Here is a 21,682-nt window from a genome sequence, read left to right on the forward strand (position 1 = left end):
GGTACTGCACAACAATGCGGGAGAGTAGGTAGCTGCCATATTTATTACAAGCGTCTCAGAGCAATCTGAGACGCTTTTTTTTGCGCTTACCCTACTGTAAAACTGAAATCAAAGCAGTATTGAATGACAACTTTGTTCAGATGCGGACAGGTAAAATGCATTAAATTACACACATGCTACGAACGCGGTCTGTTTATTTTTCAATTATAACACTGATACAGGTAATTGCATGCTCTTCCCCTCAGTCTGCTAACAGGGAGACTGAACCGGAGCAAATGACTGTGCTGGTAAAAGCCATTGACAGTATTGGCAGCAATATGAAGCTGGCGCTTTATGCAACAGAACTGGAAACGGGCGAATCAATTTCTGTAAATGGCGATACGGCAATGCCCATGCAGAGTACGTTTAAGTTCCCGCTTGCATTGGCTGTACTCCATCAGTGTGAAGTTCAGAATATAAGGCTTGATACATCAATTCAGATATACGCGACAGATCTCATAGAAAATACCTGGAGTCCTATGAGGGACAGTCTGGGTACAAAATCCTTCAGACTGCCGCTGAAAGACCTTCTGTATTTTGTTACCGCATGCTCCGACAACATTGCCTGTGACGTACTTTTCCGGTTCTGCGGTGGACCAGATCAGGTAGATTCCTTTATAGCAGAAAAAGGCTTCCCGGATATTGAAATCAGGAACACGGAAGCCGAGTTGCATGAAGTCTGGCAACGACAATACAAAAACAGTACATCTCCTCATGCAATGTCAGAGTTATTGCTCGCATTTTATAAAAATAAAGTTGTCAATAAGGAACATACGGATTATCTACTGGACCTGATGCTACATAACAAAACGGGAGATGCACGTATTCGTGCCGGCGTACCGGAAGGTACCCCGGTAGCTGACAAAACCGGAACCTGCTATCCCGACAACGGTCCCGGAACGGTTAACGATATTGCTATCGTTACATTGCCAAATGGAAACCACCTTGCATTAAGCGTATATATAACGGATGCCCATGTTGATGTTGACCACGGACAGGCGGCTATTGCAAATGCCACCAGGCTGGTGTATCGGTATTTTGCAGGAAAATAATTAATAGGGGTCTACGTCAAAAATTATCTGTACTCCCGACAGTCCTTTCTGACTATGAACAAGATCACGTGCCTTCAACAGGTCGCGTTTGGTTGCTTCCTGCACGTTCGACTGATGCGGAACTTTCAGCCATACCTCCTGCAAATATTGATTGCGTACGCGGGAAATAAGTGCCGGCACAGGACCGCGTACAATCACGGACTCCGAATTTTCAAACTGATTTGCGATTATTCCTCCTGCCCGTATTGCTTTTTCCTCATCATGATGGCGCAGGGTTATCCGGATCATCCTGCAAAAAGGCGGGTATAAAAACTGGCTGCGTTCGTTCAGCTCTGCAGCAACGAAGTCCCGGAGATTGTGGTCTTTAACCCAATGTAATACCGGGTGATTCGTATTAAATGCCTGAATCAGCACTTTGCCGTCACCGTCTTTCCGGCCTGCTCTTCCCGCAACCTGGCTCATCAGCTGAAACCCTCTTTCATTCACACGGAAGTCGGGAAAACTCAAAAGACTGTCAGAACTGATAATCCCAACAAGTGTCACATCCGGGAAATCCAGACCTTTTACCACCATTTGTGTGCCGATCAGAATATCGATCGCGTGGAGCCTGAGTTGCTCCAGCAAGCGTTCAAAATCCAGCTTTCCACGGGTTGTATCGGTATCCATACGTGCCACTCGTGCTTTAGGGAACAGTGTCTGAATTTCTTCTTCCAGCTTTTGTGTGCCGAAAGTACGGGGCTGCATATCGGAGCTCCCGCATTTCTGGCAACGGTATACCACCGGTACTTTTAAGCCGCAATAATGGCAATGTAATTTATTGGTCGGTTTATGATAGGTGAGCGAAACGGCACAATTCACACATTGCGGCACCCATCCGCAACTGCGGCACATCTGAAATGGAACGTATCCTCTTTTGTTCTGAAAAAGAATCACCTGCTTGCGCTTTGTGAGCGTATTTTGTATCGCATCCAACAACTCGGGAGTAAGCAGGCGGACGCCTGCCGCATTTTTTTCATTTAAAGTATGCGCACTCACAATTTGAATAGCAGGCAAAGCAATTCCGGCATATCTCTCGGATAATAATACATGTGCGTATTTACCTTGCTGGGCATTCCACACGCTTTCTACCGAAGGGGTTGCAGAGCCAAGTAATATTCTGGCCTGATACAGTCCGCCAAGATATATCGCAGCATCCCTTGCCTGGAAGCGCGGTGACATATCGTGTTGCTTATAAGAACTATCGTGTTCTTCATCCACAATAATGAGACCGAGAGCGCTAAAAGGAAGCCATAGTGCGGACCTTGTACCCAATACTATTTTATATTCGGCCTTCCGTACCTTTTCCCATATCTCCACGCGTTCATTATGGGAAAACCGGCTGTGATATACACCAAGCTCGTTACCAAAATGCGCGAGCAGACGTTGTACGAGCTGAGTGGTAATTCCTATTTCCGGTAACAGAAAAAGTACCTGCTTGCCGGCTGCAATTTGCTCTTTGATCAGCTCAATATATAGTAATGTTTTGCCCGAGGCGGTAACTCCCTCCAGCAAACAAACATTCTTTTCCGAAAAGGCATGACCGATTTCCCCGAAAGCCCGCTGCTGCGGTTCGGACAATATAACAGATTGCGGTTCCTTCCCCGATTTTAACTGTACACGGTCGATGACTGTTTCCTCAATCAGAAACACGCCTTTATCAACAAGCGGTTTCAATTGTGGGGCTTTCGCTTTGGCCTGTTGCAATAGATCCTCCCTCCGGACGAATCCCTCCTGCCTGCTTAGCGTCAGGAAGGCCATCAACAGATTTTGCTGTACAGGCGCTTTACCTAATTTTTCAAACAGTATATGCAATTGTTCATCATCGCTGAATACATCATTCAGGCGAACGATCTTTTCCTTTTTAGGCCGGTAGGAGGGTTCCAATCCTTCATTCACGTAGACCAGCTCATTTTCGATAAGCGTGTGAATGACTGATGATAACTGTCCCGATCCGACTATCTGCCGCAATTCACTTATAGTGATAGTCTTGCGTAGAATCAATTGCTCGATAGCCCTGTGTGTATAATCATCCCATTGATGCAGATCATGGTCCTGGCGACAGGTCCACTCAAGATGTGTCTCATTAGAGAGTTTGAGATGAGCGGGTAACGCAGCATTCATCACCTCCCCGGGACTCGCCATATAATAGCTGCTGATCCACCGCCAGAAATCAAGCTGCTGCTGATTAACTACCGGATAAGGGTCCAGAATTGCACGTATGGGACGGATACTGTATGCTTCGGGTTTATCGTTGTGCAGCCGCAGCACAATGCCTGCATAAAATTTATTGTCTTTGAGCGCAACCTCTACCCGCATTCCGGGAACAATTTTTTGTTGCATATCCACCGGAACGCCGTAAGTAAGCGTGTTGGCAAAATTGAGCGGCAGGATTACCTCTGCAAACTGAAAATCCTTCTGGTTACCAAATGATAGCATCGCTACTGCAAATTAGGTATTAAAAAGGAGAAGAAAAAAGGTGGTGTTATCCGTTGTTTTTTACGAATGTGTGGTAAGCAAGTACAGCTCTGATCTTTGTATATGAGTAGGAGTCGGGCAAATCCGCTTTCAACTGTGTGGCGCTGGCCATCGGTTGTGCGGTAATTTTCCGGAGCAGCAATGCAAGTTCTTCAGACGAAACAAAGGCGGAGACAGGCATTTCACCTGTACCTACAAAATGAGTGAGATGTCCTTCCACAGTACTTACGGCCATGCTGCGCGTCTCAGCAATTTCCTCAATGCTTTTTCCCGACTGGTACATTTCCAGGCTGATATTGCGGGAGGGAACAGTTTCTTTCACTGAAGTGTCTTCCTCCTGGTGCAGCTGCTCATTGGTATGCTCAAACTGTTTTTTGTCTTTGGCGATGCTTTCGAGCAGATTCGTTACGTTGCCCCCCTTAGCGAGTCCCTGTGCCAGACTGAGTGACTGCTCTATTTCAAAAATTTTCCGCTGCAGCAGGATGTTCACAGCCCTCAGATACTGGAGGTATTTTTTGCTTTTAGGTTTCACCTTGTAAACCGTAATATGCTCCGATAATTCCTGACTCATACGCTGCATCAGCGGAAGGAAATATTGTCCCGCAGATAATGTGCGCTGATACAGGAAGGGGTAGTCGGTGTCTGCGCCGGTATTCAGGATTTGGGATAATTGATTCCGGAATTTTGTTGCAACGTCTTTTTCCTTTTCCAGTTTTTCAAACCAGGCAAGTATGAGCTTACTTGCTGTTTCCTTCTCCGGAATAGCTGATTTATGAACGGTTCGTAACAACTCCTGCACCTGCTCAAATAATTTTTCCAGATCGAAACTTTGCTGTAGCCGCTGACACGCATAACGTTGCTGCTCGCCGGCAAGATGTGCCTGCAGTTCTTCGGTATCGGTAAGCCTGTTGCAGAACTGTACCACGCGTTCATCGGTGATCACTTGTGAGGGCTGTATCCGTGTATGCAATACGAGTCCGTCCAGAGAACGAAGCCTGCTCAGTGCAACATACACCTGTCCGGCAGCAAAGGACTTACCTGCGTCTACAATCGCTTTGTCGAATGTAAGCCCCTGGCTTTTATGAATGGTGATTGCCCAAGCCAGACGTACCGGGAATTGTGTAAATGAACCCAGTTCCTCTTCTTTGACTTCATCTTTATCGCGGTCATACTGGTAGCTGATATTCCGCCAGACTTCTTTCTCCAGCTCTATTTCAATGTTGTTATCCAGCCATACGAATACCTTCCCGTTTTGTATTCTTGATACCGTTACAATCTTACCGTTATAATACCTACGGTTTTCCCCTTTGTCATTTTTTACAAACATTACCTGTGCACCTTCTTTAAGCATCATCTGCTTGTCTACAGGTACGTTTCGCTCATTAAAATCCCCTCTGACCGCAGCGTCAAAATAATGCGGATGTGCATCGAGCTTTTCCAGTTCCGATTTGTTGATCAGGTCTGCCTGTGCATTGTGTGAAGTAAGCAGGATATAACCCGGTTCCGGAGTGAAATTGGGAAGATAATGCTCCTCCAGGATATCCATGTCCGGCTTCGTGGTTTGATTGTTGCGGATGTTATTGAGTACCCGGATAAATGTATTGTCGCTCTGGCGGAACACTTTCTTCAACTCGATGGAGAGCAGCGGAATCTGTTGCACACATTGCGCATCAAAAAAGAAAGCACTTCGGTAATAACTACTCATCAATTGCCATTCCTCGCGCGTGACCACCGGAGGCAGCTGGTATAAATCGCCTATAAATACGATCTGCACACCGCCGAAAGGGATCTGGTCTTTTTCACGTATGTGTCTCAGAACAGCATCGATTGCATCCAGCATATCTGCCCGCAGCATAGACACCTCATCTATGATCAGGAGTTCCAGTTCTTTGATCGTTTCACGCTTGTCAGATCGTATACGCAGGTTTTTCAGCAGAGAATGACGGTTGTTGATCTCCATACCGCCACTGCCCCAGTCCGGACGGTAATCAGCAATGTACGTTCCGAAAGGCAACTGAAAGAAAGAATGGATAGTTGCTCCGCCGGCATTCATGGCCGCCACACCCGTCGGTGCTACGACTGCCATTTTTTTGGGACAGTTTTCGCGGATATATTTCAGGAAAGTTGTCTTACCCGTACCAGCTTTTCCCGTTACGAACAAAGACCGGTCGGTCTGGGTAACGTATTGTGCCGCTATGGAAAAGTCTGAATGGATGACCGGATTAAAAGACATGCCGCAAATTACCAAAACCCTTCGGACCCACCTATTCCTGTATCCAATTAAATGCTTAATCAGGATGCAATACGTACCACAACGTAGCCCACAATGATCAGCAGCAGGATCACAATAACGGCAATCCAGTTCCAGTAATCCGAGGAAATACTGCGTGTCCGTTTTCTGTCTTTCAGCAATTCCGTATGCAGTTTCTGCTGCAGCAGTCGTGTGCTGCGCAATGCTTCGCTGCTCTGCAACAGTTTTAGTCCTTCCAGTGCATCTGCTTCGGGAGCGTCTTCACTGATCAGCTCCTCGATCTGCCGCTGTCTTTCTCTTGGAAGCGAACCTTGCAGATAGGCCAGCATTTCTTCTTCAGAAATTTCTGGCACCTTGCCTATTATGTTTTCAGGCTTTTTCATGACCGGCTCTGCTCCATTTTTTGCATTAATATTTTCAGGTTGCGTTTCCCGTTCTGGACGTAGCTTTTCACCTGTTCGAAGCTAAAGTTAGTACGTTCCATTATTTCTTTGTAGCTGCGTTCTTCCATGTAGAACATGCGGATGCAGGTTTGCTGCTCCGGATTGAGCAATTGCAGCGCGGTATGCATATGTTCCCATTGTTGTTCTCGGAGCTTCCAGTCTTCAGGAGAATTATTTTCCGGTGAAGGCACATACTCCAGACCATCATCTGTTATAAACCTTTCAGGAGAACGAAGCACACCAAAACAATGATTACGCATCAGGATGTACAGCCATCCTTTGAAATTCTGGATCGGTTCTTTCGGAAAAGCGGTGATCGTTTTGATAAATACCTGCTGCACGGCATCTTCAGCAGCATGTTTATCCTTCAGGTATTTCATCGCGATACCCAGTAACAAAAGTGTATGCCTTTCCAGCAGTAATCCCAGCCAGCGATTATCGCCTGTCTGCCGGAAAGACAGGATCAGTTCGTCATCGCTTTTATGGTTATCCTGCTTGTTCAAGGAGATAAGGCGTTGTTGCTTTTTTCAGACACAGTTTATGGCGTTTTCCATAAAGCATCTAATCATTATTGTGCTTGGACAGGGGCATCAGGATGGTAAACGTAGTTCCTTTACCCAGTGCACTTTCCAGCTTTATGTGGCCATTCATCGCCTCCACCATATTCTTTACGTAACTTAATCCGAGACCAAACCCTTTTACATTGTGAAGATTGCCGGTATGTGCACGGTAGAATTTTTCAAACGCACGACTCGCGGTCTCGCGGCTCATCCCGATCCCGTTATCTTTTATTTTGATGGACAGCATGCCGTTGACCACCTGTGTGGTGATATGGATCACAGGAGCGTCTTTGGAATATTTTATCGCGTTATCGAGCAGGTTGAAAATAATGTTCGAGAAATGCATTTCGTCTACATCCACGAAAGATTTTCCTGCCATCAGGTTCAGGTGCAGTTCGCCTGATTTTTCCTGTATCTGCAGAGAAAGGTTTTTAGCTACCTTGTCTATAGCAGCATGCGCATCGAGGCTTTGAACACTGAGATTCAGATCCTCCTGTTTCTCAAGTTTGGCAGCCTGAAGAATGGTTTCCACCTGTTTGTGCATCCTGCGGTTCTCTTCTTTGATCATACCACCGTAGTACCTGATCTTTTCCGGATCGTGGATCACTTTCTCATTGTTCAGTGCATCTACCGCTAAGGATATCGTTGCGAGTGGTGTTTTCAGCTCGTGCGTCATGTTGTTGATGAAGTCGGATTTGATTTCCGAAATGTTTTTTTGCCGCAGCATAGTGCGTATGGTAAGTGCAAAAGCGGAGATAATGATAATAGTAAAGAAGATCGACGCTATGATCATAGACGCCATCTGGCGGGTGATATAATTCTGGGGCTCCTTTACATAAAGGAAAAAAGTTTCTGTTTGCGGACTCATCGGCGGACTCAGGCGTATATCCACGCTTTCTGCAAACATCGAGCTTTCAAACCCCTTACTGGCGCTGATCGGATTGTTATAGAGATTCGTCACACAATATTCGAAGGGCTGTTTGATACCCTGATTTTTCATGGCGCGCACGATGATCATATTCATTTCTTCAGGAGAAATGGCCTGTGCGGTAAATTTGGTGATCAGCAGGTATTCTTTATTAGCCTCGTCCAGTTGCTCCGGATTATACCCTTCCGCATTGATGAAGGAATTGTAACAAAGAGAGCGGACGCCCAACACTGTCTTTTCAAGATCCCGCAGGTATTCTTCACTTTTTACGATGCGGGCATTCTTGATCCACGAAAGTTGAATATACAGGATGCCCAATACCGAAAAGGTAATAAGCGCAATAATTAAGGGGTATACTTTCTTCATTGGCATGCCGCGAAGATAAGCGTTGCCTTTACGAAAAGATTCGTTTAACGTAATTTTCGGTAATGTGTACGGCTTACTGTATGGATTCCAGTATTTTGTAGAAGCGGTAGCAGTCTTCAAAATTATTGTACATCGGCACCGGCGCGATGCGGATCACATTCGGTTCACGCCAGTCGGCTATCACGCCGTTTTCAGTAAGCGCTTCAAATACTTCCCGGCCACGCTCATCAAACAGGAGGGATAGTTGCGCTCCTCTGCGTGCCGGATCCGGGGGAGTAATAATCGTAAAAGAAAGGTGTTGTATTTCGCGGAGCAGGAATTCCATGTATGCCGTCAGGCGAATGCTTTTTTCACGGAGAGCAGCAATCGTGGCTTTATCGAACAGATCCAGGGATGCGCGGTGCGCCACCATATTAAATACGGGTGCATTGCTCATTTGCCAGCTGGCCGCACCTTTAGCAGGCATGAATCCCTTTTTCATCTGAAACCTTGTTTTTTCTTCATTGCCCCACCAGCCGGCCAGTCGGAACGTTTCGGGATTGTTACCGTGGCGTTCATGGACGAAAGCTCCTGCTACTGCTCCGGGGCCGGAGTTGAGGTATTTATAGGAACACCAGCATGCGAAGTCCACATCCCAGTCGTGTAGCGACAAAGGCACATTACCTACAGCGTGGGCCAGGTCGAATCCGCAATAAGCGCCTGCCTTGTGCGCTGCTGCTGTGATGGCCTGCATGTCGAACAACTGGCCTGTGTAGTAATTCACTCCTCCGAACAATACCAATGCAAGTTCCGTACCGGCAGCTTCAATTGCGCTGATAATATCTTCTTCCTCGATAATGTGGGCTCCTTCGCGGGGGCTGATTTCGATAATTGCGTCATTAGGATCGAATCCGTACATACGCGCCTGAGTATCAATAGCATATTGATCGCTCGGGAATGCGCCTGCTTCCATAATGATTTTATAACGACCGTTCTGCGGCCGGTAAAAGCTCATCATAAGCAGATGCAGATTTACCGTAAGCGTGTTCATGGCAACCACCTCATCAGGCTGGGCACCAACAATGCGGGAAAGCGGGCCGGAAAACTGCTGATGATACGAAAACCAGGGACTTCTGGCCTGAAAATGACCCTCGACACCATATTTGCCCCAATCCTCCAGCTCTGCATCCATCAGAAATTTTACACCCGACGACTGCAACCCAAGCGAATTTCCACAGAAATAAACCGTATTCACGCCGTTGTGCTGCGGAAAAAGAAAGCGCTCACGAAACGGGTGGAGAATATCCAATTGATCCTGAGTATGTGCAAATTCAAAGCTGGTATTAAAAGCAGTCATTTAGTGCATAATTATAAGTCCGCGGCAAAAGTAACCACAAATTGTATTTTTTCTTTCAGCTGAAAGCGCTGCATTACCGCAAATTAATATTTCGGGCTATGCGCTGCATTCCGTGCGATCAATTGGCAAATTAAATATTTGTTGTATCTTACACTTTCGTGTATTTCTTCGAACCTATCCCTATCGCTGAAATACCCCCATTTTAACATTTAATAATGAGTCTCATGAAAACATTTACAAAGATTCTTTGTTTTCTATCGCTGTTTTTATCTGTAGCACTTGTCTCGAATGCGCAGGTGGCAGATTTCACTGCTGATAAAACCGCCGGTTGTGATCCGCTGGTCGTCACATTCACCAATAAAAGTTCAGGCGCTACAAGTTATTCCTGGGATTTTGGTGATTTTACTTCTTCAACGCTCAAAGATCCCTCTAAAGTATTTTCGGGTACCGGAACTTATACGGTTAAGCTCACTGCTAAAAACAGCACCGGGGGAACCTCTGTGAAAACGATGGTCATTACCGTTTATCCGAATCCTACGGTAAGCTACACCGCTTCTCCCTTATCGGCGTGCCCCTGTTCCGAAATCACATTCACGAATACTTCGGTTGCAAATGCACCCGGAGCCTATACTTCCGTATGGTCTTTCGGAGACGGCGGTATCGATACCAAAAATAGCAGTGCCCATACTTATTGTACGCCGGGTAAATATAATGTCGCATTGAAAGTGACCAACAGTTACGGTTGCGTATCGTCGCGTATCGATACAAATAAAATAACGATAAACGAAAAGCCTGTTGCAGGATTCACCGCTTCCAAAACGAACCTTTGTAAATTCCCTGATTCGGTTACTTTTTCAATCACCGTTACTTCCGGGAAAGCACCTTATTCCTATTCATGGGATTTTGGTACTGCCGGCACATCTTCGTCTTCCTCTCCGAAAATCGGTTATGGCGCAGTTGGTTCTTACGATGTTCGCCTGATTGTGACGGACGCGAACGGATGCAAGGATACCGTTTTAAAGAAAGATTATATCCTTGTAGATTCCATGCACTCCGACTTCAAAGTGCCTTCCAGCGTCTGCGCAGGTACCGGTCTTGTGCGTTTCGACAATATTTCCAAACCGACTCCTTTATCCACTTCCTGGACCTGGAGCGACGGACCTACCGGCTCGGGGCTGGTAATGCAGCGTGACTTCTGGAAAGGAGGAACATTTACGGTTACCATGATTGACAACTATGGCCCCGGATGTCTGGATACCATGGTAAAAACGTACACCGCTTATCCAAAACCTGTTCCTGTATTTTCTTACTGGCCTATTTATCCCTGTCCGGCACCTGTGGACGTGCATTTTACAAGCCGTTCACGCGGAGCGGACAGTCTGTTCTGGATATTTGGTGACGGAACCACTTCCAAAGTCACCAATCCGGTTCATACCTACACCTGGGACAGTGTATTCACCGTCTGGCTGATTGCGAAATCAGACAAGGGCTGCCTGGATACATTCCGTGTGCGCGACACTACTTTCCCTTATCCGGGAGGTTATGCGACTAATTTTTATAACGAGAAAAACTCCCCGATGATTGTTAGGGTTTTTGATGCGGAGCCGGAAGCAAAAGGTTTTACCAATAATCCCTGTATTCCTGATACTGTTTATTTTTCGGCAAGAATCACTACAAACACCCATCTTCCTTCGGCTCCCGACACTACGTATCCGACTCCCTCCTGTACCGTCATAAAAGGTTACAGCAAACCTTACTGGTATTGTTCCGACTTGTGGAAAATGACTGACCCTTATCCGGATGATTATTTTGACCCTCCGTATCCGGGAATCGCCCCTCCGTTTCTTTACCCTTACACTATAAGAACTTACCGTTGGGATTTCGGAGACGGTAGTCCGATATCAACCGCTGCAGCGCCTGTGCACATTTATCTTACGGAAGGCCGGTTCCGGGTTATCTGTACAATGACCACCGACAGCTGTACGTTTACAGATACAATTTATACTGAAGCAGGTTTCAAACCTGTGGCAAATTTTGTTATCAATCCGGACACGATTTGTAAGGGTGACAGGATAACCGGCACGCGTCTGACCGGTGGTGCTTTGCGGTATATATGGGACTGGGGTGATGGTCACTCAGATGAAGATACCAGCACGGGTGTTTCTCACCGGTATACTGTCTCAGGCGATCGCTACGTGACTTTGCATGCCATACGCTACGGTTGCGAGGACACGCTTTCAAAATTACTCGTGATCAATCCTCCCGGTGCGCGTTTCGGCGTTAAATATTTCTGCGACTCACTGAGAAAAGTGCAGGTGCTCGACTCCTCTTACCGTGCCAATCGCTGGGAATGGAATTTCGGGGACGGCTATACTGCCACCAGTAAAAATCCCATACATACCTATGCAGATACGGGTGTCTATACAATACGCCTTATCGCGAAAAATGACACTTTCTCCTGCGTGGATACCGCCTACCAGACAATTCATCTGTATTATCCTCGTCTGGACTATACGGCAAATAACGTATGTGTGAATGATACCAGCTTTATCACCTGGACCAGGCCGGATTGGGTCACTGAATTCGTGTGGTCTACAACAGCCGCTCCCGTGCAGTTCGATACTTCCCGGAGAAAAGAATATGCGATATTCAGAGACACCGGTTACTATTCATTCAGGCTGATCACCAAAAACGATCATGGTTGCTTCGACACTTTCAGTAAAAACAACCTGGTGAAAGCCGCCAAACCAATGATGAAAATTATAGCCAGCCCGCTGATCGCATGTTTCCCGAGTTCCGTCTCCGTATCTGACAGCAGCAGTAATGTGCAGGGTGTAAAGAATGTACGCCGGACATGGTACTGGGGAGACGCTACCACTACTACGGATACCGCTATTAAGGCATCTAAACTATACACCGCACCAGGTACCTACCCGATAAAAGTGGTGACCACCGATGCCTGGGGTTGTAAAGACTCTGCAACAACCAATGTGGATCTACGTAAGCCTTCGGCCTCTTTTGTATACAATATCGATACTTATTCCTGTATCGGGCAAACGGTTAAATTCAGGAGTACTTCAGGCGGTACCGGACTTTCATACAAATGGTATTTCGGAGATGGCGGAACGGGTACAGGCGATGCTCCTACACACGTATACAACAGCCTGGGATCCTATGATGTGACCCTGGTGGTTACCGATGCTTCAGGATGTAAAGATTCGATCACGAAAACAGGTTTTGTAAAACTCACTAAGCCGGTTGCCGCGTTTACCATGGCAGATTCCGTTGCATTATGTCCTCCTCTATTTGTTGCATGTACCAATACTTCGGTAAATGCAATCCGATACGCCTGGGATTTTGACGGCGGAGGTACTTCCACATTGGATAACCCGACAGCTCCTTATATTGCTCCGGGTGTGTACACAATCACGCTAGTGGCCTATGATGCACATGGTTGCCCCGATACGGTGCGTCACTATGCACGCGTGGCCGGCTACGACGGCGCTATTACGTATTCGCCCCTGAGCGGATGCGCCCCGCTGGAAGTACGCTTTAAGTCAGACGCATTTGGTGGTGCGGAATTTGTATGGGATTTTGCTGACGGTTATACAAAAGCTACCACCGGTGTTTATACGATGGATCATACCTACGATAAACCAGGCGCATACGTACCACGACTTGCCCTCGGAGACGGAAAAGGATGCGCGACCACCAGCCTTGGTCTGGATACGATCAAGGTGGATGGCGTGGATGCAATCATTAAAATGACTCCCGCCTGTATTAATGCAGAGATCACATTCAGCGATGCCTCCACCAGCTATTTTTCAGATTACAAATCTTCCGAGTGGATTCTTGAAGATGGTACACACGTGTTCACCCGCTCATTCCGGAAAACATACACCAGTACCGGCACCCATACGTTACGACTGATTTCAACAAATACCAACGGATGTATAGATACCACGGATATCGAATTCCAGGTACATGATCTGCCTAAGATTACCGCTGCCGATACGGTTATCTGTCTGGGCGATCAGGTTGCGCTCACAGCATCGGGCGGCGTATCCTATTACTGGTTCCCGGATGCAACGCTGAGCTGTTCTGATTGTAACACGCCAACCACCAGCAGTAAGGTGGCTAAAAATTATATTGTCCGCGGTACCGATCAATATGGTTGTACCAATATCGATACGTTGCAGTTGGGCATTAAGACAAAGACCACCATTGTGGTAGGGGAAAACGAAGATGTTTGTGCGCAGACGCCAATCAAGCTTATCGCTTCCGGTGCACAACAGTATATCTGGAGTCCTGAGAAGTTCCTGAACAGCTATACTATTGCCGAACCGATTGCCACAGCAGATACGAGTATTGTTTACCGTGTTATCGGAATCGAAGGCTCATGTATACCGGATACGGCGTTTGTGAACCTTACCGTTCATCCGCTTCCTAAAGCTGATGCCGGTGCCGATCAGAAAGTGCTTGCGGGTACGGAAGTTCAGTTGAATGGTAATTCGCAGTTCGGGAAAACGTATCTCTGGAGCCCGGAACAAACCCTCACCTGTGCAGCATGCCAGAGTCCCGTTGCTCACCCTGTTTCCACTACGATCTATACACTTAAAGTGACTTCAGAATTCGGATGTGTGGACTCAGATGACGTGCAGATCATTGTATTCTGTGACCAGAGTCAACTGTTTATTCCCAACACGTTTACACCTAACAACGACGGTAAAAACGACTATTTCTATCCGCAGGGGCAGGGAGTCGGTAAGATCAAATCGTTTATTGTATTCAACCGCTGGGGACAAAAAGTATTTGAGCGCCACGATATGGATGCCAATGTGCAGCAGCAGGGATGGGATGGTTCTGTAAACGGAACACCCGCCGGACCGGACACGTATGTGTACACGGTGGAGGCTACCTGCGACAATGGAGAAACCGTATTTCTGAAAGGGGATGTAACCATAATTAAATAATAAGCCGGAACTATGAAGACACTTTTAAAAGCAGGAAGGCAATTATTGCTGATGTGCGGTTTGTGCAGTACCGCGGCTGCGCAGGATATTCACTTTTCGCAATTTTATGAAACGAGCACTTTACGTAATCCCGCACTCACCGGTATTTACAATGGGGATTACCGCTTCGGTGTGATGTACCGGAGCCAGTGGAGCAGCATCAGTGCACCATTCCAGACGGCAACGGCGCAGGCAGAGATCAAACGCCAGATAGGCGAGGGACAGGATTTTATCGGCATTGGTGTGCTGGGTTTTTATGATAAAACAGGTTCGATCAACCTCAACACCGTTTCCGGGAACGCAGCCATCTCGTACAATAAGCAACTGAACGAAGAGCACAGTACCTTTCTTTCGGCGGGACTGATGGTGGGTTACCTGCAGCGCAGCTACGATCCCAGTAAAATCACGCTTGGTTCACAATATATTCCAGGCTCGGGATACGACCCTGCTAATCCTTCGGGTGAAGCATTTCCGAACCCTAAGCTCAATCAGCTGGATTTCGGGCTTGGTCTGAATTATACATCGAATACGGGCGCTGATAACAAAACCAATTTTTCAATCGGAGCTTCCGCATATCATCTTACCAAACCGGAGAACAATTTTTATGGCAACCTGGCGGGAGTACGCCAGGAAATGCGCTTCAATGTAAATGCAAGCGGCAACTGGCTGATGGACGATACCTGGAGTATACAGGGATTGGGCAATATGATGCTGCAGGGTAAATATTACCAGGTGATGGTCGGCGGAATGGTCGGCAGAAGCAACGAAGGATCCGGCGGCGAGAATAAGCTTGTGCTGTACGGCGGTCTGATGTATCGTTTGCAGGATGCGATCGTCCCGGTGTTCAAAATCGACTATAATGATCTCACGCTCGGATTCAGTTACGATATGAACGTATCCAAGCTTTCTACCGCATCTAACCTGAAAGGTGGTTTCGAAATATCGCTGTTCAAAACCGGATTAATGACAGATCCGCAGCGAGGCTTCAGCAGCACGGTTTGCCCGCGCCGCTAACCTCGGTTTTAAACTTCAACCGCTGTATTCAGAAAATCAACAAAGGGTTTCATCTCCTTAATGCTGTCGAGAATCATCTTGACAGCATTTTTTTTGTAAAATTCTTCTTCCTGCAACGGACGGCCAACAGTAAAGCTCTTCAGCTTCAGGTACTCAATAGCGGGATTATCCGCATCATACCCTTTAGGCAGTGTTTTCAGCTTCTGGTCCTGGTCCAGCGTACCGAACATCTTTTTGAATGAGGCCTTTCCGACAATACTTTGAAATGCGGCCCAGTTATAATCAATTTCCTGACGGATCGCTTTTAACCCTGATGCATCAGGCATCCACAATCCGCCACCCACAAAACACGCGCCCGGCTGGAAATGAATGTAGTAGCCCGCCGCATTCATTTTGTTTTTTTCAAACTTACCAAAGCCCGCTCCCATATTGTTTTTATAGGGGGTCTTATCCTTCGCAAAACGAACGTCCTTATATATCCGGAAGATTGCGTCTTTTGCTTTCCGGCCTGTCAGCTCGGGTATCAGTGTTTCGGCTTCGCGCAGCACAGCATCGATGAACTGTTCAAAATCCTTTTTTGCAGTCTCATAGCTGCTCCGGTTTGCGTCAAACCAGGGCTTATTGTTGTTTTTGTCCAGCTGAACCAGAAAATCGGCAGTTGCTTTTTGTAGCATAGGAAACAAATTGTGTGTTACAAATGTAATGGTACCGGACGAACAATAATGTGCTTACGGACCAGGCTTCAGGCGCAAAATAATTTTTCTGTCTGCATAGGGGTAAAGTTCTTTTCGTTTGTCTTATCAGTAAAAGAAATAATTGGTACCCAATATTGCTAATTTTGTTTTGATCCGTCAGCTCTCACATATGGATTATCCTGTAAACGCTTCCGCCGGCGCTGTCGATGTGGAAATGAATTTTGAAGGTATGTTTCGTGCTTATTTCAAAAGCCTTCATGCCTATGCATATACTATCCTGAAAGATGAAGATGAGGCCGAGGAAATTGTGCAGCAGGTATTTTGCCGGCTATGGGAAAGACGCAGCTCCCTGCAGATCGTACATTCGATCCAATCCTATCTGTACCGGTCTGTCTATAACGACTGTCTGAATGCATTAAAGCATCATAAGGTGAGGCAGGCACACCGTCAATATGCGATGGCACAGGGAGAGCCGGAATCAAGGGGTTCAGCTGTTTCTTATAAAGAATTGCAGCTTCGGCTGTCCGACGCGCTGGAGAAGCTCCCGGAGCAATGCCGCACCATTTTTCAGCTAAGCCGGTTTGAAGATCTGAAATATCGGGAAATCGCGGACCGGATGGGCATTTCCGTAAAAACAGTAGAAAACCAGATGGGTAAAGCGCTACGCCTGATGCGGATTTCGCTCGCGGATTTTCTGCCCTTATTTCTGTTTTTATTTATTGAAACTAAAATCTCCTGAAGTGGAAAGACAAGATTATATCGATGAGTTGCTCGTAAAGGATCTCCTGGGAGAGGCAGACGATGCACAGAGCCAATACGTGGCAAACTGGAGAAAACGTTCCCGGGATAATGAACGGTACTACGAACAATTTTCACAGATATGGGAACAAAGCAAGCAATTGCAACGGGATTCGACTCTGGATGTGGACGCTGCATGGAACCGTTTTCGCGAGCGGGTAGCTGTTCCCGAAAAGCTTCCTGAACGTATTTCTGTCCGGCGGATGCATACATTCCGCATTGCGGCATCACTGCTATTGCTGCTCGGGGGATTTGCCGGCGGGCGTTACTGGTGGACACAGCAACTTACAGTAAGCTCCGGCACCCAGGTGATCACCCAACAGTTACCGGACGGATCTGCAGTTACGCTGAATAAAAATACACAGTTGGTTTATCCACGTCATTTCAGCTCCGGCAACCGTACCGTTACATTAAAAGGGGAGGCATTCTTTTCAGTAGCACCGGATAAACAGCATCCTTTTATTATTACCGCAAATGATGTGGTGGTTAAGGTGGTCGGCACATCGTTTAATGTGAAATCAGACAACAGACGAACGGAAGTGATTGTGGAGTCGGGATTGGTGGATGTGTCCAATAAGAATCAGCATGTCCGTGTTGCACCACGCGAACGTGCACTGGTCGAAAGTGCGGCATCGGCTCCGGTAAAGGCCTATAGCAATGATAAGCTGTATAACTATTATCGCACACACGAGTTTATCTGTGATCACACGCCGTTATCACGGCTTGTTTCCGTGCTCAGCGAGGTCTATGGAGTACAGATATCCGTTGCTGATCCGGAAAAGGCAGCCATGCCGATCACCGCAACATTTAAGAACGAGCGTCTCAATGATGTACTGACCGTGGTGAGCGAAACGCTCGGGCTTACGGTCGAACAGCGTGCGTCTGCTTTTATATTACATTAGTTCACCGCTTATGAGAGTAAAAATACTCCTGCTTCTGTTTGTTGCTTACAGCAGCGTTCTTTTTGCCCGGCCTATGCTGGGCAAAAGCATTTCCATTCATTGCAGCCAGGTACCGGTTACCCAGGCCCTGGATCTGATCGCGGAAAAGGGTGATTTCCGCTTTTCCTATAAAAGCGACATTTTTCCTGCCGGGGAACGCATAAGCATCACCGCCGACAATAAGCCCGTGAAGCAGATACTCGATGAAGTGTTTGGCGGGCGCTACCATTATTCGGAACGCAATACCTATGTCATCATTCATCCGGGAGGAGAACTCCAGTTTACCGTCAGTGGATTTGTGCGTGACGGTCGTACAGGAGCTTATCTCAGCAATGTTACTGTATACGAAGACCAGATTCTTGCATCGGCAACCACAAATGATAAAGGTTATTTTCGCTTACCTATTAAGAATAAGCGTCGACTGAAGACAATCTCGATCATCGCGCGCAAAGAGGCTTACACAGAAACGTTTGTCGCGCTGAACGCAGGCTGCGATCATCAGCTGGAAATGGCGATCGTCCCCGATTCTGAAGTAATGCTGAAAGACGTGTGGATAAAACCGGCAACGGAAGAATCTTCCTGGGCGGCAAAATTGCTGCTTTCTTCACGGCAAAAGATACAAAGCCTGAATATCGGCGATTTTCTTGCGTCGCGGCCCGTGCAGACGTCTTTCCTGCCGGGGCTGGGAACACATGGGCTTATGGGCGCACAGGTAATCAATAATTTTTCCCTGAATATTCTTGGCGGTTACACCGCAGGTGTGAACGGTTTTGAAATGGGAGGCCTTTTCAATATCAATAAAGGCGATGTGCGGTATTTCCAGCTTGCCGGATTGTTCAACAATAGTAATGGGAGTATGAAGGGAGTGCAGGCTGCCGGCATTTATAATTGGGTAAATGAATCTGCTGCCGGGTTTCAGTGCGCCGGCATCAGTAACTATGTTCGCCATGGTATGCAAGGCGTTCAGGCTGCAGGGGTTGTTAACGTGAACGGAGCTGCAGTGGCTGGTTTTCAGTCCGCAGGAATTGCAAATCTCAATGCAACCGAAGCGCAGGGATTTCAGGCCGCAGGTATTGCGGATCACAACCACTCGGGATTCAGAGGCTTCCAGGCTGCGGGCATCATCAACAATAACGGCCGGAGATCTGAGGGCGTTTCTGTTTCCGGGCTCATCAATAATGCGGATACAATGACCGGCGCCCAGATCAGCGGCTTCATTAATCGCGCGGGGCTGATGGATGGCATGCAATTGGGGATCATCAATATTGCAGATTCGATGAACGGGCTGGGACTGGGTCTGTTCAATTATTACGGCAATGGGTACCATAAGTTGGCCATTGCGGCCACGGAAATACAGTCCATGCAGGTTTCCTGGATATCCGGCACACAACATCTGTATACCCTTTTCTCTCTGGGCGCAGGTTTTGGTGATAAAAAATCCTATAGCAGCGGTTGGGGTTTGGGCAATCGTGCAACAATCGGGAGGTATGTCTCGCTCCAGACGGATGCGCAGCTGCAATGCTGGTACCTCGGTAGCTGGAACTATGTGCCGATCAGTGCGCGCTTGCAGTCAAGTCTGGTTTGCCGTATCTGGTCGGGTCTTGAGCTGTTTGCGGGAGTCTCCCTCTCCTGCACCGAAAACAAAACAAGCGTGGCAACGAATGGCTATATGGCGTGGTTGCAACAATCCGAACGGAAGTACAGAAATATAAGTGACAGAATCACTGCCTGGAACGGGTTCCAGCTGGGAATAAGAGTACTGTAAAAAAATCCCTGCGGCAATAGGGGTAAATTCCTGCTGTGTTGTCTTATTGGAAAACAACACAGAAATGAAATTACGTGCAGCACTCTTATTCCTGCTACTCTGCTTTTCCGAAATCGCTTTCTCACAGTCAGACAGCAGCCGACCCGTTCACATCGGGTTTTGTTATCCGTTGAGCACCAACGGCACAGATGCTCCATATATCACGAACGGAGCGTCCTTCCATGCAATTGCAGGCGTTTCATTTGCCGAAGCGTCTTTTTGCCTCTCCGGAGTGGTTTCCTCCGTTAGATCTGATGCCCGGGGTCTCCTGCTTTCCGGAGTGCTCAGTATTACGGGTGGCGGTATGAATGGCTGCATGATATCCGGTTGTACGGGTATTGTCCGCGGATCGGTAAAAGGGCTGCAGCTTTCCGGTTGTAACGGTATTGCAGGCTCTGTCTCTGGATGCCAGCTTTCCGGTTTTTCCGGAGTGGTTAAGGATTCGCTGACAGGTGCCCAGGTATCGGGGTTCGCGAGTATTTCCCGCTATGCGGAAAACCAGGTTTCCGGTTTTTGTAATGTAGCCCGTTCGGTGAGCGGAATACAGTTAGCAGGCTTTGCAAATGTAGCAGGAGCACTCAGCGGTATGCAGTGTGCAGGCTTCATCAATACGGCAAAAGAAATTTCCGGAGTACAGTTATCCGGTTTTATCAATATTGCGGATAAGGTAAAAGGTGCACAGATCGCCGGTTTTATCAATATTGCAGATTCCTGTGAATATCCGGTCGGACTCATCAACATCATCAGAAGCGGTGAGCTGTGGCTCGGGGCCGAGGCAGACGAAACAGGGTCGGCGTTGCTTGCTTTCCGCTCGGGCAGCAGTCACCTGTATGGAATCCTTGCCGCAGGAGTCAATAACACAGGTAACAAGCTGCGTTATGCACTGGAAGGGGGATTGGGGCTGAACACCTTTTCAACAAAACATTTTCGTTTAAAAACAGAACTGACCGTTACCTCGGTAACTGCGTTCGACGACGGTGTGTACATGCGCTCTGCATTGCGTATGCTGCCGGCAGTGAGATTCGGTGACCGTATCGAATTGTATGGAGGTATTTCAGGTTGTTTTATCAATACACCCCAGCGGGATGCTCTTCTTCCCGATCTGCCGTATTTATGGGAGCATCGCAGAAATGGCACGTTTTACGGAATCGCATTGGGCGCCGTTGCCGGTATACAGGTTCGCTTATAAAATATGATAATTAAATGTATATGAAACCATTTATTTTGCCCATGGCCATTCTGATAGGGCTTCAGTTTTCTTCCTGTACACGCATTACGGGAGAAGGACCAATTGCAGTTGAAACACGTGCTACCGTAGCATTTTCCGCAATACGGACTGCCTGCGATGCGGATGTGTTCGTAGTTCAGGATAGTATTACGAAAGTAGAAGTACACGCTCAGCAGAATATACTAAGCGTACTGAACACCTCTGTCTCGGGAGGAGAGCTGAAGATTGATTTCGATTACAACAAGCGGGTTGCCACGCAGAAAAGGGTGGAAGTGTACATTAGTTGTCCCGATATCCGTAAGCTCAGTACCAGCGGATCAGGTAACATTATGGCATCAGGTATTACATCTGAAGGGACGATTGCACTGCAGGTAAGCGGCAGTGGTTCTATACAGGCTGCAACTGTTGCTGCTGCCGGGTTAAGCGCTGCCATTAGCGGTTCCGGCGATATAAGTGTAGCGTCAGGATATGCAGATAATATAAACAGTGCATTGAGCGGGAGCGGCTCTGTCGATATGGCTGGAGTACAGAGCAACACCGCCAGCCTGAATACTTCCGGAAGCGGTACGACAAAGCTCGGTGTTACGGATTTCCTGAACGTGCAATTATCCGGATCGGGCGATATATTCTATAAGGGGACGCCGGTGATCAGCAAACACCTTTCCGGTTCGGGAAAGCTGATCCGTTTGTAAGAGCATCCA

General features: G+C 47.4%; 15 protein-coding genes. 8 read left to right on the forward strand and 7 right to left on the reverse strand.

Going from position 1 to position 21,682, the window contains the following annotated elements; translation table 11 throughout:
- The first annotated feature begins 173 nt into the window (after window positions 1-173).
- On the forward strand, window positions 174-1,091 hold the full coding sequence (gene bla / locus ABD846_RS01640) for a class A beta-lactamase (RefSeq protein WP_344822010.1): 918 nt from the start codon (window positions 174-176) through the stop codon (window positions 1,089-1,091).
- On the opposite strand, the gene priA is transcribed toward bla, so the two are convergent.
- The 6 genes from priA to kynU all read right to left on the reverse strand — a co-directional run bounded on the left by priA (window position 1,092) and on the right by kynU (window position 9,489).
- Complete coding sequence (gene priA / locus ABD846_RS01645) at window positions 1,092-3,566, reverse strand: replication restart helicase PriA (RefSeq protein ID WP_344822012.1); 2,475 nt, start codon at window positions 3,564-3,566, stop codon at window positions 1,092-1,094.
- Between the two features lie 46 nt (window positions 3,567-3,612).
- Window positions 3,613-5,838: a helix-turn-helix domain-containing protein gene (locus ABD846_RS01650; protein WP_344822014.1), complete on the reverse strand. Its 2,226-nt coding sequence runs from the start codon at window positions 5,836-5,838 to the stop codon at window positions 3,613-3,615.
- Window positions 5,839-5,897: 59 nt separating this feature from the next.
- On the reverse strand, window positions 5,898-6,209 hold the full coding sequence (locus tag ABD846_RS01655) for a hypothetical protein (RefSeq protein ID WP_344822016.1): 312 nt from the start codon (window positions 6,207-6,209) through the stop codon (window positions 5,898-5,900).
- Window positions 6,210-6,235: 26 nt separating this feature from the next.
- Window positions 6,236-6,802, reverse strand: a complete 567-nt coding sequence (locus ABD846_RS01660) for an RNA polymerase sigma factor (RefSeq protein WP_344822018.1) — start codon at window positions 6,800-6,802, stop codon at window positions 6,236-6,238.
- 58 nt (window positions 6,803-6,860) lie between these two features.
- On the reverse strand, window positions 6,861-8,153 hold the full coding sequence (locus ABD846_RS01665; protein WP_344822020.1) for a sensor histidine kinase: 1,293 nt from the start codon (window positions 8,151-8,153) through the stop codon (window positions 6,861-6,863).
- 73 nt (window positions 8,154-8,226) lie between these two features.
- Window positions 8,227-9,489 (reverse strand): kynureninase, encoded by a 1,263-nt coding sequence (gene kynU, locus ABD846_RS01670; RefSeq protein WP_344822022.1) that lies wholly within the window; start codon window positions 9,487-9,489, stop codon window positions 8,227-8,229.
- A gap of 224 nt (window positions 9,490-9,713) precedes the next feature.
- On the opposite strand from kynU, the gene ABD846_RS01675 reads away from it, so the two are divergent.
- Together ABD846_RS01675 and ABD846_RS01680 are read left to right on the forward strand one after the other, a co-directional pair.
- Window positions 9,714-14,462: a PKD domain-containing protein gene (locus ABD846_RS01675; RefSeq protein ID WP_344822024.1), complete on the forward strand. Its 4,749-nt coding sequence runs from the start codon at window positions 9,714-9,716 to the stop codon at window positions 14,460-14,462.
- 12 nt (window positions 14,463-14,474) lie between these two features.
- Window positions 14,475-15,515, forward strand: coding sequence for a PorP/SprF family type IX secretion system membrane protein (locus ABD846_RS01680; protein WP_344822026.1), 1,041 nt, complete (start codon window positions 14,475-14,477; stop codon window positions 15,513-15,515).
- 8 nt (window positions 15,516-15,523) lie between these two features.
- Here ABD846_RS01680 and ABD846_RS01685 read toward each other — a convergent pair whose 3' ends face one another.
- A complete protein-coding gene (locus ABD846_RS01685) occupies window positions 15,524-16,189 on the reverse strand; it encodes a DUF2461 domain-containing protein (RefSeq protein ID WP_344822028.1) in 666 nt (221 codons plus the stop codon).
- A gap of 190 nt (window positions 16,190-16,379) precedes the next feature.
- Here ABD846_RS01685 and ABD846_RS01690 point away from each other — a divergent pair, with 190 nt between their 5' ends.
- From ABD846_RS01690 to ABD846_RS01710, 5 genes are all read left to right on the forward strand, one after another.
- Complete coding sequence (locus tag ABD846_RS01690; protein ID WP_344822030.1) at window positions 16,380-16,949, forward strand: RNA polymerase sigma-70 factor; 570 nt, start codon at window positions 16,380-16,382, stop codon at window positions 16,947-16,949.
- A gap of 1 nt (window position 16,950) precedes the next feature.
- The gene (locus tag ABD846_RS01695) at window positions 16,951-17,910 is read left to right on the forward strand and encodes a FecR family protein (RefSeq protein ID WP_344822032.1); all 960 of its coding nucleotides are present in this window, start codon (window positions 16,951-16,953) and stop codon (window positions 17,908-17,910) included.
- A 10-nt stretch (window positions 17,911-17,920) separates the two neighbouring features.
- A complete protein-coding gene (locus ABD846_RS01700) occupies window positions 17,921-19,714 on the forward strand; it encodes a carboxypeptidase-like regulatory domain-containing protein (RefSeq protein WP_344822034.1) in 1,794 nt (597 codons plus the stop codon).
- A gap of 64 nt (window positions 19,715-19,778) precedes the next feature.
- Complete coding sequence (locus ABD846_RS01705) at window positions 19,779-20,942, forward strand: hypothetical protein (RefSeq protein WP_344822035.1); 1,164 nt, start codon at window positions 19,779-19,781, stop codon at window positions 20,940-20,942.
- Window positions 20,943-20,962: 20 nt separating this feature from the next.
- Window positions 20,963-21,673 carry a head GIN domain-containing protein gene (locus ABD846_RS01710; RefSeq protein ID WP_344822036.1) on the forward strand — a complete coding sequence of 237 codons (711 nt, stop codon included), beginning with the start codon at window positions 20,963-20,965 and terminating at the stop codon, window positions 21,671-21,673.
- Window positions 21,674-21,682 lie beyond the last annotated feature (9 nt).

This window comes from Rurimicrobium arvi (genome assembly GCF_039540495.1).
Taxonomy (GTDB): Bacteria; Bacteroidota; Bacteroidia; order Chitinophagales; family Chitinophagaceae; genus Rurimicrobium; species Rurimicrobium arvi.

Coding starts and splice junctions, on each gene's coding strand:
- bla (WP_344822010.1), top strand. CDS start 174: ATGCTACGAACGCGGTCTGTTTATTTTTCAATTATAACACTGATACAG.
- priA (WP_344822012.1), bottom strand. CDS start 3,566: ATGCTATCATTTGGTAACCAGAAGGATTTTCAGTTTGCAGAGGTAATC.
- ABD846_RS01650 (WP_344822014.1), bottom strand. CDS start 5,838: ATGTCTTTTAATCCGGTCATCCATTCAGACTTTTCCATAGCGGCACAA.
- ABD846_RS01665 (WP_344822020.1), bottom strand. CDS start 8,153: ATGAAGAAAGTATACCCCTTAATTATTGCGCTTATTACCTTTTCGGTA.
- kynU (WP_344822022.1), bottom strand. CDS start 9,489: ATGACTGCTTTTAATACCAGCTTTGAATTTGCACATACTCAGGATCAA.
- ABD846_RS01675 (WP_344822024.1), top strand. CDS start 9,714: ATGAAAACATTTACAAAGATTCTTTGTTTTCTATCGCTGTTTTTATCT.
- ABD846_RS01680 (WP_344822026.1), top strand. CDS start 14,475: ATGAAGACACTTTTAAAAGCAGGAAGGCAATTATTGCTGATGTGCGGT.
- ABD846_RS01685 (WP_344822028.1), bottom strand. CDS start 16,189: ATGCTACAAAAAGCAACTGCCGATTTTCTGGTTCAGCTGGACAAAAAC.
- ABD846_RS01690 (WP_344822030.1), top strand. CDS start 16,380: ATGGATTATCCTGTAAACGCTTCCGCCGGCGCTGTCGATGTGGAAATG.
- ABD846_RS01700 (WP_344822034.1), top strand. CDS start 17,921: ATGAGAGTAAAAATACTCCTGCTTCTGTTTGTTGCTTACAGCAGCGTT.
- ABD846_RS01705 (WP_344822035.1), top strand. CDS start 19,779: ATGAAATTACGTGCAGCACTCTTATTCCTGCTACTCTGCTTTTCCGAA.
- ABD846_RS01710 (WP_344822036.1), top strand. CDS start 20,963: ATGAAACCATTTATTTTGCCCATGGCCATTCTGATAGGGCTTCAGTTT.